Annotated in this window: 14 protein-coding genes; 7 read left to right on the top strand and 7 right to left on the bottom strand. The window is 68.6% G+C overall.

Translation table 11 applies throughout. From position 1 onward, the window contains the following. Positions 1–55 precede the first annotated feature (55 nt). The 4 genes from B0W80_RS19235 to B0W80_RS19220 all read left to right on the top strand — a co-directional run bounded on the left by B0W80_RS19235 (position 56) and on the right by B0W80_RS19220 (position 4,963). Positions 56–2,662, top strand: coding sequence for a DUF2169 domain-containing protein (locus B0W80_RS19235; RefSeq protein ID WP_077000763.1), 2,607 nt, complete (start codon positions 56–58; stop codon positions 2,660–2,662). After that, positions 2,659–3,711 (top strand): pentapeptide repeat-containing protein, encoded by a 1,053-nt coding sequence (locus B0W80_RS19230; protein WP_077000762.1) that lies wholly within the window; start codon positions 2,659–2,661, stop codon positions 3,709–3,711. The genes B0W80_RS19235 and B0W80_RS19230 overlap by 4 nt, the downstream gene beginning before the upstream one ends. A 20-nt stretch (positions 3,712–3,731) precedes the next feature. Further along, positions 3,732–4,406, top strand: coding sequence for a DUF3540 domain-containing protein (locus B0W80_RS19225; protein WP_077000761.1), 675 nt, complete (start codon positions 3,732–3,734; stop codon positions 4,404–4,406). A 161-nt stretch (positions 4,407–4,567) separates the two neighbouring features. Further along, entirely contained in the window at positions 4,568–4,963 is a 396-nt protein-coding gene (locus tag B0W80_RS19220) for a DUF4150 domain-containing protein (RefSeq protein ID WP_077000760.1), read from the top strand. A 20-nt stretch (positions 4,964–4,983) separates the two neighbouring features. Here the strand turns inward: B0W80_RS19220 and B0W80_RS19215 are convergent, their stop codons facing one another. After that, entirely contained in the window at positions 4,984–5,568 is a 585-nt protein-coding gene (locus B0W80_RS19215) for a hypothetical protein (RefSeq protein ID WP_077000759.1), read from the bottom strand. An 81-nt stretch (positions 5,569–5,649) separates the two neighbouring features. On the opposite strand from B0W80_RS19215, the gene tagH reads away from it, so the two are divergent. Next, positions 5,650–7,314, top strand: a complete 1,665-nt coding sequence (gene tagH, locus B0W80_RS19210; RefSeq protein ID WP_077000758.1) for a type VI secretion system-associated FHA domain protein TagH — start codon at positions 5,650–5,652, stop codon at positions 7,312–7,314. 41 nt (positions 7,315–7,355) lie between these two features. Beyond that, positions 7,356–8,132 (top strand): PP2C family serine/threonine-protein phosphatase, encoded by a 777-nt coding sequence (locus B0W80_RS19205; protein WP_077000757.1) that lies wholly within the window; start codon positions 7,356–7,358, stop codon positions 8,130–8,132. Positions 8,133–8,307: 175 nt separating this feature from the next. On the opposite strand, the gene B0W80_RS19200 is transcribed toward B0W80_RS19205, so the two are convergent. The 4 genes from B0W80_RS19200 to tssA all read right to left on the bottom strand — a co-directional run bounded on the left by B0W80_RS19200 (position 8,308) and on the right by tssA (position 12,104). Further along, positions 8,308–8,793, bottom strand: coding sequence for a type VI secretion system tube protein Hcp (locus B0W80_RS19200; protein WP_077000756.1), 486 nt, complete (start codon positions 8,791–8,793; stop codon positions 8,308–8,310). Positions 8,794–8,940: 147 nt separating this feature from the next. Continuing rightward, positions 8,941–10,428, bottom strand: a complete 1,488-nt coding sequence (gene tssC, locus B0W80_RS19195) for a type VI secretion system contractile sheath large subunit (RefSeq protein ID WP_077000755.1) — start codon at positions 10,426–10,428, stop codon at positions 8,941–8,943. Positions 10,429–10,474: 46 nt separating this feature from the next. Beyond that, positions 10,475–10,993, bottom strand: coding sequence for a type VI secretion system contractile sheath small subunit (gene tssB / locus B0W80_RS19190; protein ID WP_077000754.1), 519 nt, complete (start codon positions 10,991–10,993; stop codon positions 10,475–10,477). A gap of 70 nt (positions 10,994–11,063) precedes the next feature. After that, positions 11,064–12,104 carry a type VI secretion system protein TssA gene (gene tssA / locus B0W80_RS19185; RefSeq protein ID WP_077000753.1) on the bottom strand — a complete coding sequence of 347 codons (1,041 nt, stop codon included), beginning with the start codon at positions 12,102–12,104 and terminating at the stop codon, positions 11,064–11,066. A gap of 146 nt (positions 12,105–12,250) precedes the next feature. Between tssA and tssJ the strand changes: the two genes are divergently transcribed. Continuing rightward, complete coding sequence (tssJ, locus tag B0W80_RS19180) at positions 12,251–12,781, top strand: type VI secretion system lipoprotein TssJ (protein ID WP_077000752.1); 531 nt, start codon at positions 12,251–12,253, stop codon at positions 12,779–12,781. Positions 12,782–12,793: 12 nt separating this feature from the next. Here tssJ and B0W80_RS19175 read toward each other — a convergent pair whose 3' ends face one another. Both B0W80_RS19175 and B0W80_RS19170 read right to left on the bottom strand, forming a co-directional pair. Beyond that, positions 12,794–13,870, bottom strand: coding sequence for a type VI secretion protein IcmF/TssM N-terminal domain-containing protein (locus tag B0W80_RS19175; RefSeq protein ID WP_077000751.1), 1,077 nt, complete (start codon positions 13,868–13,870; stop codon positions 12,794–12,796). Positions 13,871–13,891: 21 nt separating this feature from the next. Next, entirely contained in the window at positions 13,892–15,220 is a 1,329-nt protein-coding gene (locus B0W80_RS19170; protein ID WP_077000750.1) for a DotU family type IV/VI secretion system protein, read from the bottom strand. Between the last annotated feature and the right edge of the window lie 244 nt (positions 15,221–15,464).

Raw genomic sequence — 15,464 nt, 5'->3', positions numbered from 1 at the left:
CGGTGGTGGCTCCGGCGGTGGCGGCGGCAGCGGGGGCTGAGGCCGACCGGATCGCATGCAAGTTCTCAAGCCGCAAGCGCTCGGTCTGTCGACGCGCCCCATCGAGTTCCGCAAGCGCTTCGGCCTGTGCGTCAGCGCCTGCCTGCACCTGCCTTTCGAACAGGGCGAGCGCGGCACGCTGTGGGCCGAGCAGTCGATGTGGAGTTTCCTGGCCAAGGAGATGGCCGCACCGATGATCGACGAGGGCGTGTCCAAGCTCACGCCCGAGTTCCTGGTGCAGGGGCATGCCTATCCGCCGGCCGACCAGCCCGCGCATCGCAATGCCTGCGCCGTGCGCGCGCGCGTGGGCCATCGCGAGAAGACCGTGCTGGCTTTCGGCGACCGCATCTGGAGCGGGGCCGAGCCCGGCGCGCCGGCGCCCTTCGAGTCGATGCCGCTCGACTGGTCGCGTGCCTACGGCGGTGCCGACTTCGCGTCGAACCCGGTCGGGCTCGGCCGGCAGGCCCGAGAGGGCATGGTGCGGATGCCCAACCTCGAACTGCCGGGCGACAGGCTGCGGCATCCTGACCAGCCGATCGTGCCGGCCGGCTTCGGTGCGCTCGACGCGATGCATCCGCAACGCGTGGCCTACCGCGGCACCTACGACGCGGATTACATGAAGGAGCACTCGCCCGGCTTCGCGCCCGACACCGACTGGCGCTACTTCAACATGGCGCCCGCCGACCAGTGGATGGATGCGCCGCTGGTGGGCGACGAGTCGTTCTCGTTCCATCACATGCACCCGACGCGCCCTGTGGTCGAAGGCCGCCTGCCGGGCCTTCGCGCGCGCGTCTTCGTCGGCTATGCCATGCCGGAGGGCGAGCCCAAGGTCCGCGAGGTGCCGCTGCGACTGACCACGCTGTGGTTCTTTCCGCATGCGGAGCGCTGCATCGCGATCTTCCAGGGCCTGGCCGAGATCGGCACCGACGACGCGTCCGACGTGGCGAGCCTGCTGGGCGCGGTCGAGCGCCTGGGTCAGGTGCGCGACGACGCGTATTACCTCGAAGCGGCGGCGCGTCGATCGCATCCGTCGCTGGGCGCGATCTACGCGCTGGTCGACAGCGACCTGCTGCCCGAGGGCATCTCGACCGCGGACCCGACGGTGGAGGAAGCCAAGGCACCCTTCGCGATGGAGGGCCTGCAGGCCAAGGCGCAATACCGCCGCGCCGAGCTCGACGTGGAGATGGCCCGCGAGAAGGTGCGCGCCATGGGCCGCGACCCCGATGCACTGGGCATCCGCATGAAGCCGCCCGAGCCGCTGCCCACGGGCGACGCGCTGCCCGCCTACATGGAAGCCAAGCTCAAGGAGGCGCAGCAGCAGCAATGGGCGGCGGTGGAAGATGCGGTGACTGCGCTCGAAAAGGGCTTGGCATTGGCGGCAGCCAAGGGCGTGCCCCTGTCCGAGCTGAGCCATCGCGGCCCGCCGCTCTTCAGCGCGAGCAAGCAGCTGACGCAGATCCAGGCCGCGTCGAAGGACTTGAAGCCGCCGCTCGAACTGCCGCCCTTGTTTCGCAAGCTTTGCGTGCTCGAGGAAACGCACCGTGCCGGCTACCTGCAGACCGCGCACACGCAGCCTCCGGCCCACGCCATGCCCGCGGCCGAAGCCGCCGCCTTGCGCGACGAGGTGGCGCGCGGCGTGGCGGCCGGCATCCGCTGCTTCTTCGGTGCCGACTTCACCGGTGCCGATTTCTCGGGGCTGGACCTGCGCGGCGTGGACTTCCGCGATGCCTGGCTCGAAAGCGCCGACCTGCGCGGTGCCAACCTGTCCGGCGCGAAGTTCGAGCGCGCGGTGCTGGCCCATGCCAAGCTCGATCGCGCGACCGCCATCGGCACTGATTTCCGCCAAGCGAACCTGGGCCGTGCGCGCCTGGCCGGCGCGGTGTTCGACGAAGCCGACTTCGGCGAGGCGATGCTCATGCGCTGCAGCTTCGCGGGCACGCAGGCCCGGCGCGCGCGCTTCGTCAAGGCCAACCTGCTCGAGACCACCTGGGGCGAGGCCGACTGGAGCGAAGCCGACCTGGAAGGGCAGACCTTCTACAAGCTCGACCTGCAGGGCATGCGATGGCCGGGCGCACGGCTTCTGTCGTGCAACTTCATCGAATGCGAGATGGCCGGGCTCGACATGCGCGCCGCGGTGCTCGAAGGCAGCACCTTCATCACCTGCCGCATGGACGGCGTGATGCTGGGCGGCGCGAAGGCGGCCGGTGGCGTGGCGGTCAAGGGCTGCAGCCTGGCCAAGGCGGACTGCAGCGAGGCCGACCTGCGGCAGTTCAACTTCGGCGGCAGCGAGATGAGCGGCGCGCGGCTCGTGCGCGCGCAGCTGACCGGTGCCAACCTGGCGGGTGCGCGGCTGCGCGGCGCGGACCTGCGGCTGTCCGTCGCACAGGGTTCGCTGCTGCGCCGCGCGGATTGCCAGGGAGCGAACCTCTCGGGCGTGGACCTGCGCGACGCGATCCTGCAGCATGCCGACTTGCGCAACACCGACCTGCGGCGCGCCAACCTCTTCGGCGCCGACCTGGCACGCGTTCGCCTCGATGGCTCCACGCGCTTCGACGGAGCCCTGCTCACGCGTGCGCGCACCTGGCCTCGCCTGACTCGCGAGCAGCAAGAGGCGATGCCATGACGCCGCTGCTGTTGACGCTGGCCGTGTCGATGGGAGAGACCGTCGAGGGCAAGGATTTGAGCAAGGGGGCTTATGCGCGCCTCGGCCTGGGCGGCGGCATCTTCACGCGCGTGAACCTGGCCGAGGCCGACCTGCGCGGTGCCGACCTGCGCGAGGCGGTGTTCGACCAATGCGACCTGCGGGGCGTGCTCGCCGCCGGGGCGCAGATGCGTCGCGCCGTGTTCAACCGCTGCCTGCTCGACCACGCCGACCTGCGGCAAAGCGACCTGCACGGCGCGGTGTTCTCCGAATGCGACCTGGTGCATGCGCAGCTGGGCGATTCGATGCTGGCCATGGCTACCTTGTCGAAGAGCAAGCTCGACCATGCGGTGCTGCGCGGCGCCTGCCTGGACTCGGCGCTGATCAGCCAGTCGTCGCTGCTCGACGTGTGCCTGGACGACACGAGCTGGCAGTACACCACCGTCAGCGAATGCGACCTCTCGCAGCTGACGTGGATCGGTGCGCGCATGCTGCGCAACAGCTTCTTCCGCACCTCGCTGAAAAGCAAATCCTTCGACGGACTTCGACTCGAAGGCTGCCAGTTCTCGTACGCGGACCTGAGTGGTGCGAACTTCAGCGGTGCGGCTCTGCGCCAGTGCAACTTTCAGGGGGCGAAGCTCGAGGGCGCGCGCTTCGTGCAGGCCGTTGCGCCCGGTGCGCTGTTCTGCGAAGCCGTCGGTGCCGGTGCGGACTTCAGCGGCGCCGACTTGCGTCAAGCCTTGTTCACGGGCGCGCAGCTGCCGCGCGCGCGCTTCAATGGCTGCCAACTGCACCAGGCCCATTTCGCCGGCGCAGTGCTCGGCGGCGCGCAGATGCAGAAAGCCGATCTCAGCTATGCCGACTTCCGGCATGCCGACTTGAGCGGTGCCGACCTGCGCGGCGCGCGCATGACGCGCACGGTGCTGCACGCCAGCCGTACTGACGAGGCGCAGATGAGCGACCGCGCGAGCGCGCTCGAAACCGACCCCGAACTGCAGGCCGCCGAACGCTGGCAGCCGCTGGCCGCATGAATTCATCGACGAGGTTGACCATGACCGAACCCCAATCGTCCGCCGCTTCTTCCCGCAAGCGCCGCCGCGCGCAAACCGTCGATGCCGCGCCGGCACAGCCGCTGGGCGGCACCTGGTGCGTCGGCACGGTGACCGAGGCCGAGCACGGCGCGCTGGTCGTGCAGAGCGGGGGCCTGCGCCTCGCCGCCACGCGCGCCGCGAGCTGCCTGCTGGCGCCGGCGGCCGGCGACAGCGTCGCCTGCCTGCGCGTGGCCCCGAACGAAACCTGGGTGCTTGCCGTGCTCCAGCGTGAGGAAGGCGTGCCGCAGGTGTTGCATTGCGAAGGCGACACGCGGCTCGAGGTCGCTCACGGCACGCTGGCGCTGAAGGCGCCGCGCATCGAGCTGCGCACCGACACGCTGGACGCCAGCGCGCGCCACACCACGCTGGCGACCGACAGCGCCGACCTCGTCGGCCGGCAGCTGAGCCTGGTGGCCTCGCGCATCAAGCTGGTGGGCTCGATGCTGTCGAGCGTGGTCGACCGCGTGCAGCACTTCAGCAAGAACTACCTGCGCCACACCGACGGCATGGACAAGGTGAGTGCGATGCATGTCGAGGTGCAGGCGGAGCAACTGATGCGGCTGGAAGGCGAGCATGCGCTCGTGAACGGACGCGAACTGATCAAGGCGCGGGGCGCGCAAATTCACTTCGGCTGACATGACACTCTCCCCCAGGCTCCCCCACTTCGTGTGGTCCGCCAACCCCCTCACCGGGGGCGACACCAGCGGCCCGGCAAAGCCGGTTCCGCGGTGTCCCACGATTCGCGGGCGCGGGTCGAGGGATCGAGCGTAGAAACAAGCTCCACGGGGTCACTGAAATGTTTGCAAACTGCCAGATCATGGGCACCGACATGGGCTTCCCCGACGTCTGCCTGACGCCGGCGGCGCCATCGCCGATACCGGTGCCTTACCCCAACATCGCGATGGGGCCGATGGCCATTCCCAACTGCCCCAACATCCTGATCATGGGCGGGCCCGCGCACAACCTGGGCACCACGATCCCGATGACCAACGGCGACAACGCCGGCGTGCTGCTGGGCGTGGCCTCGGGCACGGTGATGGGGCCGAGCCGCCACCTCACCGGTGCCTTCACCGTGCTGCTGCAGGGCATGCCGGCGACGCGGCTGACCAGCAGCTCGCTGCAGAACAGCACCAACTGCCCGGGCGTGCGCACGGTGCCGAGCCAGACCTTGCTGGTGTTGCTGGCGCCATGAGCCTCATGCCATGGCTTGCATCAGGGCTTGCGGGTTTCCCATTCGCGCGCGATGTCGCTGCTGCTCTTGCCCGCGCGGAAATAGCGCGCGGGGTTGCGCTTCCAGTCGACGCGCAGCACGCGTTCCGCGAACTGCTGGATCTCGCCCGTGGACGCTTCGACCGGCTGCTCGCGCTCGCGCCCGTCGGTCGTCACTTCGCGCACGCGCCCATCCTGGAACTGCACGCGCATCACCAGCGGCTTGGCCACCGGGTAGTAGCAGCGCTGGCCGCTGTAGACGCCCGTGATCTGTTCGCCCGAGCCCAGCACGATGTCGTATTCGAGCAGGTTCGACTTGGAGTCGTTGCGCGGCCCATAGCGGCAGCGTGCCACCACCTGCGCGATCTCCTTGAGCCAGCGGCGCGCCTCGTCGCCCGACTGCGGCAGCAGGCCGGGCAGCAGGGCGGGGTTCATGCCGGCGATCTCGCGTGCGAGCGCTGCGTCGACCAGTTCGACGAGCTTCGGGTTCGGCGTGTCGCCGGGTTGCTCGGGCGTGCGTCCGGTGCAGGCGGAAAGGTAGGCAGCGAGCATCGCCAGGATCATGATGTGGGCCTTGCCATTCAGCATGGGAGATCGAAGCATGGCAGCCATTAGACGATCGATCGGGGCCTGGTCTCAAGCACTGCCGCGCGCGCAGGGAGGTATTTCGTGATTCGTATCGCCGTCGTATCGCACCAGGGGGCGCCGGCCCCGCGCAGCCTGGCCGCGCAGTTCGGCGCCGATGGCGGCACCATCGGCCGCGCCGCCACCAATGCGCTGGTGCTCGACGATCCGGAGCGCACCGTGTCACGCGTGCATGCGCAGGTGCTGTGCCGCGACGGGCGCTTCTTCGTCATCGATCGCGGCAGCAATCCGATGCTGTGCAACGGGCGTCCGCTGGGTGCGGGGCAGGAGGCGGCCTTGTCCCAGGGCGACCGGCTGGTGATCGGCGGGTTCGAACTGGCGGTGGAGGCTGCATCGGCGCAGTCGGCTGCGCGGCCGATGGGCGCGGCGTCGGCACCGGCGCGAGCACCGGCGCCGATCCCGACCGACGACGATCCGTTCGCGGACCTCATGGCCGGCCTCGGCCCCGCGGCACCCGCGCCGTCGCCCGCAGCGCCGGCCATGGCGCCTTCGATGGCGCCGACACCGGCCGGACCCTTCGCCGATCCGCTCGGCACTGGGGGCGTCATGTCCGCGTCGGCGGACGATCCTTTCGCGGACCTGCTCGGTCCGGCGCCGACGCCTGCGCCGGCGGCGTCATCGTCATCTTCATCGTCATCCGCGCGCGGCCTGCCGCTGGACGACTTCTCCGATCTCGGCATCGGATCGTCGTCCTCGAAAGGGCCCGGCATCGACGAGCTGTTCGGCATCGGTGCGACCAAGGGCGGCGATCCGCTCGCGCAATCGCCGCTGGGCGATCCGATGCGGCAGCCGAACACCGCGTCGGTGTCCGATCCGATGGCCGCGCTGCAGAGCGCGCCGCCGCCGGTCGTGGCGCCGCGTGGCGACCATCTGCAGATCGGAAACTTCGCGTACACGCCGCCGCGCGAGGTGGCAGCGCCGGCCGCACCGCGCTTCGACGACATGACGGGCGAGCCGGTCGCGGCGCCGGTGGCGGTGCAGGTGGCGATACCGGTGCCCGTGCCCGTGCCCGTGCCGGTGCCAGCGGCGGCAGCGCCCGTGTCGGTGTCCGTGTCCGTCACCGCGCCGGTGGCCGCGCCTGCCGTCGGCGGCGCTGCAGCCGACGCGCTGCTGGCCGCCTTCCTGCGGGGTCTTGGCACCACGTACCAGGCACCGGAACGCCTCACGCCCGAACTCATGGAGCGCATCGGCGTGCTGCTGCGTTCGTCGACCGAGGGAACGCTGCAATTGCTGCTGGCACGGCAGACGCTCAAGCGCGAGGTGCGTGCCGAGGTCACGATGATCGCGGCCCAGGCCAACAACCCGCTGAAGTTCTCGCCCACGGCCGAGGTCGCGTTGTCGCACCTGCTCGGCCCCGGCATGCGCGGCTTCATGCCGGCCGAGGCGGCGATGCGCGACGCCTTCGACGACCTGCGCGCGCACGAGTTCGGCGTGATGGTCGGCATGCGCGCCGCGCTCGCGCACGTGATCGAGCGCTTCGCACCCGACGAGCTTGAGAAGCGGATCGCGGCGAAGTCGGCGCTCGACAGCCTGTTCACGTCCAACCGCAAGGCCAAGCTCTGGGACCAGTTCGTCGCGCTCTATGCCGGCATCGCCGCCGAGGCGGAAGACGACTTCCACACGCTGTTCGGCAAGGCCTTCCTGGAGGCCTACGACGCGCAGATGCAGCGGCTGAAGACCGGCAATTGAGCGACACCGAAGCGACACGGAACACCAACGGGAGAGGGAACGTGGAAATCGAGATCGTCACCTTGTCGAGGCAGGGCGGCCGCAGCTACAACGAAGACGTGTTCGGGCAATGGAACGACGGGCATTTCGTCGCCTGCCTGGTGGCCGATGGTGCGGGCGGGCATGGCGGCGGAGACGTGGCGGCGGCCATCGTCCGCAGCAGCGTGCTCGAAGGCTTCGCAGCCCGGCCTGGGCTCGATGCGGGACTGCTGCGCGCACTGATGGAGCGCGCGAACCATGCCATCGTGGCGCGCCAGGCCGAGGGCGGCAAGCTCGCGGCGATGCGTTCGACGGCCGTGGTGGCGGCGATCGACCTGCTCGGGCACCAGGTAGCCTGGGTGCACAGCGGCGACAGCCGCGCCTACCTGTTCCGCGGCGGCGCGCTGGTCGCGCGCACCATCGACCACAGCCTGGTTCAGCAGATGGTGGCCGGCGGCATGATCGACGAGGAGGGCGCGCGGCTGCATCCGCAGCGCAACATGCTGCTGTCGGCACTCGGCTCCGAGCAGGACATGCCCGAGATCACCGTGTCAGCCGCGATTCCACTGGCGGTCGGCGATGCGATGCTGCTGTGCAGCGACGGCATCTGGGAGCCGCTCGGCGACGAGGTGTTGCGCGAGACGCTGCAGGCATCGCACACCCCCACCCAGTGGGTCGAACGACTCGACGCCGAGGTCAAGGCCCGCGCCAAGCCGGGCCATGACAATTACACGGCGCTGGCGCTGTGGGCTCGCGAAGATGATGAGACGACGAGGCCGATGCCGCCTGGCGCGCCCTGAGTCGAAACAATGAAGCGCCGAAGACCTTGAGAGTCTGCGGCGCCGTTCATGCTTCCTTGCCAAGCGCAGCGAGGGCCGTTCGGGAAACGCCGCGGAACCGGCTTTGCCGGGCCGCCGGTGTTGCCCCCTCGAGGGGGGAGGTGGCTACACGAAGTGAGCAAGCAACGGGGGTGGTTTAACCATACGGGACGTTTTCCGCGATGTTCCACGCGGCCGTCTTTACACCTTCGCCGCCGCCCTTCTTCGTCTGCGGGTCGTACTCGAACTTCACCTTGGCGAAGTTCAGCGTGACGTTCTCGGTCAGGCGGTCTTCGCCGCCGCTGCCGCCGGTGCTGACGCTGGTCACGATGAGGTCTTCCATCGTGATCTTGACGTACTCGAGCGGGTCGTCGCCGGCCTTGCGCACCACCAGCGTGGCCTTGTCGTAATGGGTGCCTTTGCAGCAGGCCAGCAGCAGCGCATGGGAGGCGGAATCGACGTACTTGGTGAAGGACAGGTCCTGCACATTGACCTTGCCGGCGCCGCCGCCTTGACCGACGTGCGTGGTGCCGCTCTGGGACGCGCCCCAGCTCCAGGCAAGGACGTCGATGTCCTTCTTGTGCTTGCTGTCGACCGATTCGCCGTCGACGGTACCGATCTTGATGAACATGTCTACTGCCATGGTGAACACCTTTCAGTTGGTGGTGGGTGAGAGATCCGGGGCTGCTTCGCGCACCGGCGCGGCAGCTGCCAGGAGAACGATGAAGGCCCTGCTTTTTTCAATCGGCTCGCAGGCTTTTCGAGTGGTTCTGGTGTCGTACTGGTCGTCTTATTTCTTGCCCGACGGCAGCTTCGACACCAGGCGCAGCGAAACGGTCAGGCCTTCGAGCTGGTAGTGCGGGCGCAGGAAGAACTTGGAGCTGTAGTAGCCCGGGTTGCCTTCCACTTCCTCGACCACCACTTCGGCTGCGGCCAGCGGCTTGCGGGCCTTGGTTTCTTCCGACGAGGTGGACGGGTCGCCGTCGACGTAGTTGGTGATCCACTTGTTGAGCCAGCGCTCCATGTCCGCCTTTTCCTTGAAGCTGCCGATCTTGTCGCGCACGATGCACTTGAGGTAATGCGCGAAGCGGTTGCAGGCGAACAGGTAGGGCAGGCGGGCCGCCAGGTTGGCGTTGGCAGTGGCGTCGGGGTCGTCGTACTCGGCGGGCTTGTGCAGCGACTGGGCGCCGATGAAGGCGGCGAAGTCGGAGTTCTTGCGGTGGATGAGCGACAGCAGCCCGGCCTTGGACAGCTCGGCCTCGCGGCGATCGCTGATGGCGATCTCGGTCGGGCACTTCTGGTCGACGCCGCCGTCGTCGCTCGGGAAGGTGTGCAGCGGCAGGTTCTCGACCGCGCCGCCCGACTCGATGCCGCGGATGCGCGAGCCCCAGCCGTAGAGCTTGTACGAGCGGTTGATGTTGGTGGCCATCGCGTAGGCCGCGTTGGCCCAGCTGTACTTGCTGTGGTCGGCGCCGGAGACGTCTTCCTCGAAGTCGAACTCTTCCACCGGATTGGTCTTGGCGCCGTAGGGCGTGCGGGCCAGGAAGCGCGGCATGCACAGGCCGATGTATTTGGAGTCGTCGGAATCGCGCAGGCTGCGCCAGCCGGCGTATTCGGGCGTGGAGAAGATCTTGGTCAGGTCGCGCGGGTTCGCGAGCTCCTGCCACGACTCCATCTGCATCAGGTTCGAGCTGGCGCCGGTGATGAAGGGCGCGTGGGCCGACGCCGCGATCTTGGCCATCTCGCCGAGCAGTTCCACGTCGGGCGGGCTCTGGTCGAAGTGGTAGTCGCCGACGATGGCGCCGAAGGGCTCGCCGCCGAACTGGCCGTATTCCTGCTCGTAGACCTTCTTGAACATCGGGCTCTGGTCCCAGGCCGCGCCCTTGAACTTCTTGAGCGTCTTGTGCAACTCCTTCTTGGAGACGTCCATGACGCGAATCTTGAGGTTCTCGTCGGTCTCGGTGTTGTTCACCATGTAGTGCAGGCCGCGCCACGCGCTTTCGAGCTGCTGGAACTCGGCGTTGTGCAGGATCTTGTTGACCTGCTCGGTGAGCTTGCGGTCGATCGCGGCGATCATGGCCTGGATCGACTGCGTGACGTCCTTGCCGATGACCTGCGTGTTGGCCAGCGCCTGCTGCGCCAGCGTGAGAACCGCGGCTTCGACGGCGCTCTTGGCCTCGTCGCTGCGGGGCTTGAATTCCTTCTGCAGGAGCGACGCGAAGTCGCTTCCTTCGTAGGCAACGTCCTTGAGTGCGCTCTGCTCGAGTGCTTCGGCCATGGTGCTATCTCCTCGTGTTCGGTGAAATGGACGTTCGGATCAACGTTCAGGCGGCCGGCGCGCCGCCTTCGTCCGCCGGCTTGGCGCTGGAGGCCAGCGTCTTCAGCAGCTCGGGGTTGTCGAGCACCTTGGCCAGCAGTTCCTCGGCACCGCCCTTGCCGTCCATGTAGGTGACCAGGTTCGACAGCTGGTTGCGGGCTTCGAGCAGCTTGTTGAGCGCGTCGACCTTGCGGGCGACGGCCGCGGGCGAGAAGTCGTCCATGTTCTCGAAGGTGATGTCGACCTTGAGCTCGCCTTCGCCGGTGAGCGTGTTGGGCACCGAGAAGGCTGCGCGCGGCTTCATGGCCTTCATGCGCGAGTCGAAGTTGTCGACGTCGAACTCGAGGAACTTGCGGTCCGCCACCGGTGCCAGCGGATCGGCCGGCTTGCCCGAGAGGTCGGCCAGCACACCCATCACGAAGGGCAGCTGGACCTTCTTCTCCGCGCCGTACAGCTCCACGTCGTATTCGATCTGGACCCGTGGCGCCCGATTGCGGGCGATGAACTTCTGGCTGCTCTTGGACATGGAAGGACTCCTTGGGGGGTGGAATGTCGATGGATGCGGGTGCGGGTGCGAAGGAGGGTCGGCGAATGCCTTATTCGCTCGACGCCTGCCTGCCGGTCACGGTCTCGATGGTGTCGAGCGCGTTCGGTGCGAGGTCGGCCATGATCTCGAGGAAGCTCACGCCGATCAGCTTCTTGGCGCGTGCGATCAGGAGCGGTGCCGGGTTGCCGGGCTCGGACTGCTCGAGGTAGCGGATCACGCGGTCCAGTGTCTGCAGCACGTCCTGGCGGCTGCGCAGTTCGCCGGGCGCGGCGGCCCGCGCAGGGGCGCCGCCCGAGGCCGATGCCTCGGAGCCGTCGCCTTCGCCTGCCGCATCCCCGCCCGATTCGGGCGCGCCGGCCACGGCCGCGCAGGCCTTCTGCACCACCAGGCCGATGGCGCGCACGCGGGACAGGTCGATGGCGCCGATACGGCCGCTGCGTTCGTCGAGCAGAGACTGCAGCGCGGCGACACGTGCCGGAACGTCCATGGCGGTGCGCAGCAGCCCGGGCGACTCGGCATGGATCTCCTCGAGGCCGCCCTGGATCTGCGACAGCGACAGCGTGGCCTCGTTGCCCATCGGTGCCATGGCGTTGTAGGCGATGGCGATGTCGCGCACCCGGATCGGCCCGATGCCGCGCGCCACGCCGAGCGAAGCGTCGTACAGGTCGCGCAGCACCATGCCCTCGTCGGCCAGCGGCGCGAGTGCATTCAGGCGCATGGTGGGGTCGTTGTCGTCGTCGGCATCCAGCTTTGGATGTATGCCGTCCCAGTAGTTGCCAAGCAGGCCAGACAGCAGTTGCACGCCGAGCACGAAGCCGGGGAGGCCCTGCTTGCGCGTGCTGGCGCGCAGCAGCAGCACGGCCGGCCGGACGTCCTTGCTGCGCGTGAGCAGGGCCTGCGACTGCTCGGCGACCTCGCGCCATTCGGGATCGACGGCGGCAATGACGGTGTCGCCGAACTGCTGCTCGGGCTTGCCCTGTGCCGCCGTCTCCAGCGCGGTGAAGGCCAGGTCGTACTCCAGGTCGTCGCCGCACGGCGAGGCTTCGCTGACGGGAGCCAGCAGTTCGTCGACGAGTTCGGTTGTCAGCATGTGGCCTGTTCGAATGGGATAGGGTCTGCTGGCACCTTCGTCCGGGTGCGTCCTCCCCACCCGGCCGTCCGGCTGATTCATGTTCGGCAGACCCTGCTGATAATCAAAGATGCCCCCAGACGGGTCAATGCAACGAAGGGAATAGCATGAGCAAGCCGGGTACAAGCCGTTCGTCCTATGGACGCCTTCGCGCGGGCGGGCGTCGTCGCGCGCTGCAGGGCCTCGGCCTGATGGCCGCGGGCTTGCTGCTCGCCGGTTGCGCCAAGCCGCCACCGCCCCCGCTCCCACCGGTCACCACGCCGGTGGCCATGACGCTGGTGGCGGGCGCCGATGCCAATCCGGACGCGCGCGGCAGGGCCTCGCCGCTCACCGTGCGCGTGTATGCACTGAAGACCAGCGCCGCGTTCGAATCGGCCGACTTCTTCTCGCTGTTCGAAAAAGACCAGGCGACCCTGGGCGGCGAAATGGCGCAGCGCGAGGAAATGCTGCTGCGCCCTGGCGACAGCAAGAAGCTCGACATGGTGCTGGCTGCCGACATCAAGGCCATCGGCGTGATGGCCGCCTACCGCGACCTGGACCGCGCGCGCTGGCGCGAGGTGCGCCCGGTCGAGCCCGGCAAGCCGCTGGTGCTGACCACCAGCTTCGGCGCGCGCCAGATCCGCATCGAGACGAAGTAGGCAGGCCGCGCGCTACCTCGCCAGTGGCTGGTCGGCTGGCAGGAAGCGTTGGAACAGGTCGGCGACGAAAGCCGCCTCGGCCGTGTCGGCCGGCGCTGCGACCAGGTAGAGGCCGCGCCAGCGCGCATGGCCCTGGTTCGAGCCGGGGCCGAAGAGTTGCTCCACGGCGTGGCGCAGCCCGGGCTGCAAGGCGCGCACCTGCTCGATGAAGGCGTGAATGGCCTCGCGGCGCGCCGACCCTGCATGCTGCCGCAGCAGGCTCATGCGCAGCGCATGCAATCGCTGCACCAGTGGCTCGAATATCACGTCGGGGCGAGTCGACGCCGAGTCGCCGTGTGGGACGCGATGGCCCAGGGCCTGGGCAAGCACGGCATCGGGCAGCGCGCTGCGCAGCGCGGCATAACCCGGCAGCCGCTCGAGCCCGGTGACCAGCAGGTAGACCGGCAGCTGCTGCAGGCGCAAAAATGCCACGACCTCGTCGACACGCCGACGCAGGCGTTGCGCATCGGCGAGCAACTGCGACCCATCGCCCAGCAGGGACGCCGCACCGATGCACACGGCGATGCCGTTGAGCGGCAAGCGCTCGCGCTGGTCGGCCAGGGCCAGCATGGCGTGGAGCCAGAGCCCGCGCTGAAGCGGCGTCGCGGGCTCCCGCAGCGCGGCGGGAAGAGTCTCGATGGCCACCATCGCCGGCAGCAGGTGCCAGCGCCAGAAGGCCGTGGTGTCGGTCGATGCAGCTGCACCGGCGTCGCCGTTGCGCGCTGCCGTCAGCAGCGCCGGGAGCCCCGCATCCTCATGGCCGATGAGCAGCACCCAGGGCAGGTCGTACAGCGGCTGATGCAGTCCGCGCAGCGGCGCCGCACGAAGCAGCGCTTCACGGGCGTGCTGTGCGGCCGCACGGGTCGCGATGAAGGCAGCCTGGTCTTCCGCGTTCGCTGAAAGGCCCAGCGCTTCGATGCGGCGCTGCAGCAGGCGCAGGCGCGGTATGTGGCGCGACCCGAGCATGAACCACCACAGTGCCAGCAGCCCGGCCAGGCAGATGCCGAGCAGGATTCCGTAATGCGTGGGCAGCGGATGCGGGGCATTCATCGAATCGACGTGTCGGCCTCTTCAGCGCGAGACCGTTTCGAGAAAGAGGAAATCGGCAACCGGCCGTCCTGCAGACTCGCTGGATGCCAGTGCCTCGCGCAGGCGTTGCAGATAGGCCGAGGCCAGCTCGAACGGCGGGGCGCCGGCCGTTTCGCGCAAGGGAATCGTCGAGGAGAGCGCGGTGATCAGCACGGCGCCGAAAGGGGGACTCACGAGCCAGCTCGACGGAATGTCGTCGCCCAGTTCGATCGTCTCGCCCGCTCGCAACCGTGCCGCGCTGCGGTTCGCATCCAGGTGCATGACGGCGCCGTCGGCGGTGTAGTAGTCGACACGCACGTAGCCTTCCTCGTCGGCCTGGCTGAGTCGCACCACCACCGCGTCGCCTTCGCGCAGGCGCGCGTCGTGCGCACTCGGCACGCTGAGCTTCAGCGGTTGCCGCAGGGTCTGATTGCGGGCGCGATAGGGTTTGAGAATGGCGACCACCTCGCAATGGGGCCAGACGCGCAGACGCAGGTCGAAGCTGGAGGCATTCACGCCGGGCATGGCGCGAACCTCGCGCTCGACGCGTCCGATGTCGTCGGGCGTGGGGACGAAGCCGCTGACGCGCACTGTGCCGTCGGGCGCCGGCAAGGCCAGCAGGTCTGCGCAGGTGATGGATTGCAATCGCTGCTCGACCTGCTGCGCGAGCGTGGGGGACGGCTGGCGCGGGCCGCCGAGCATGGCCCACAGCAGGTACACCACGGGAATCAGCAATGCGAGTGCGCCGGCCGCGCGCAGCAAGGCGCGTTCGCGCCGCTCGGGCACGCGCGGGCCCGGCGGGTCGGCCACGCCGTAGGGCTGCGGTGTGATGCGTTCTTCGGCCAGCGTCTCGAACGTCAGCGGCGGCACCGGCAACTGGCGCCCGTGGAGATCCTTCAGCTTGCCGAGTTCGCCGCCGTCGCCCTCTTCGAAGTAGTACTGGCCCTTGAAGCCATGGGCCAGCGCGTGCCAGTAGACCTCGCGAACCTCGCCGTCGTCCGGCCGCAGCGCCGACAGGTGATGGAAGAACTCGCTTTGAGCGTTGTTGGAATTGAAGAGCTGCGCCTGCAGCGGCTGCAGGCCGCTGCCGCTCCAGGCCGGGTGGCGCGCAATCAACTCGTCGAGCCAGGCCACGGTGGCGAAGGATGCCGACTCGATGTGCCCGTCCGAACTGCCCACCGTGCGCGCCGCGGTGCGCGCCTGCTCGAGCAGCAGCAGCGCCTGGCGCTGGGCCGCATCCGGCGCATGGGTGGGGCGACCCGCGGCAATCGATGCATCCAGCTCGAGGCCGAACGAGAACAACGCGCTGAAGCAGTCGAACAGCCGAGCCATGAAGCGACCGCGCTATCGCCTGCTGACGCCGGGAGCCCTGGGATTGCGCCTGCTGCAGTGGCACATGCCGATGTCCCCGTGGAGCGTTGAAGGTCGGATCGATTCTTTCAATGCCCCTTGGGCCTCGCCATACCGCTTGGGAACTATGTCGTTCGGGGAGCCGGGGAGCCTTGCTGCGCATGGCGATCGACGTTATCTTTGGTGCTACTCGCCGAGTTCATCGCTCTGCTACGCTTAATTCTTT

Origin of the sequence: Variovorax sp. KK3, assembly GCF_001984055.1 — a bacterium.
Taxonomy (GTDB): domain Bacteria; phylum Pseudomonadota; class Gammaproteobacteria; order Burkholderiales; family Burkholderiaceae_C; genus Variovorax.
Note: the sequence above shows the minus strand (reverse complement) of the source record. Positions and strands in the feature narration are given on the sequence as shown.

What these genes read in the sequence shown, in the direction of transcription:
- B0W80_RS19235 (WP_077000763.1), top strand. Translation starts at nt 56, where the DNA reads ATGCAAGTTCTCAAGCCGCAAGCGCTCGGTCTGTCGACGCGCCCCATC.
- B0W80_RS19230 (WP_077000762.1), top strand. Translation starts at nt 2,659, where the DNA reads ATGACGCCGCTGCTGTTGACGCTGGCCGTGTCGATGGGAGAGACCGTC.
- B0W80_RS19225 (WP_077000761.1), top strand. Translation starts at nt 3,732, where the DNA reads ATGACCGAACCCCAATCGTCCGCCGCTTCTTCCCGCAAGCGCCGCCGC.
- B0W80_RS19220 (WP_077000760.1), top strand. Translation starts at nt 4,568, where the DNA reads ATGTTTGCAAACTGCCAGATCATGGGCACCGACATGGGCTTCCCCGAC.
- B0W80_RS19215 (WP_077000759.1), bottom strand. Translation starts at nt 5,568, where the DNA reads ATGCTGAATGGCAAGGCCCACATCATGATCCTGGCGATGCTCGCTGCC.
- B0W80_RS19200 (WP_077000756.1), bottom strand. Translation starts at nt 8,793, where the DNA reads ATGGCAGTAGACATGTTCATCAAGATCGGTACCGTCGACGGCGAATCG.
- tssC (WP_077000755.1), bottom strand. Translation starts at nt 10,428, where the DNA reads ATGGCCGAAGCACTCGAGCAGAGCGCACTCAAGGACGTTGCCTACGAA.
- tssB (WP_077000754.1), bottom strand. Translation starts at nt 10,993, where the DNA reads ATGTCCAAGAGCAGCCAGAAGTTCATCGCCCGCAATCGGGCGCCACGG.
- tssA (WP_077000753.1), bottom strand. Translation starts at nt 12,104, where the DNA reads ATGCTGACAACCGAACTCGTCGACGAACTGCTGGCTCCCGTCAGCGAA.
- tssJ (WP_077000752.1), top strand. Translation starts at nt 12,251, where the DNA reads ATGAGCAAGCCGGGTACAAGCCGTTCGTCCTATGGACGCCTTCGCGCG.
- B0W80_RS19175 (WP_077000751.1), bottom strand. Translation starts at nt 13,870, where the DNA reads ATGAATGCCCCGCATCCGCTGCCCACGCATTACGGAATCCTGCTCGGC.
- B0W80_RS19170 (WP_077000750.1), bottom strand. Translation starts at nt 15,220, where the DNA reads ATGGCTCGGCTGTTCGACTGCTTCAGCGCGTTGTTCTCGTTCGGCCTC.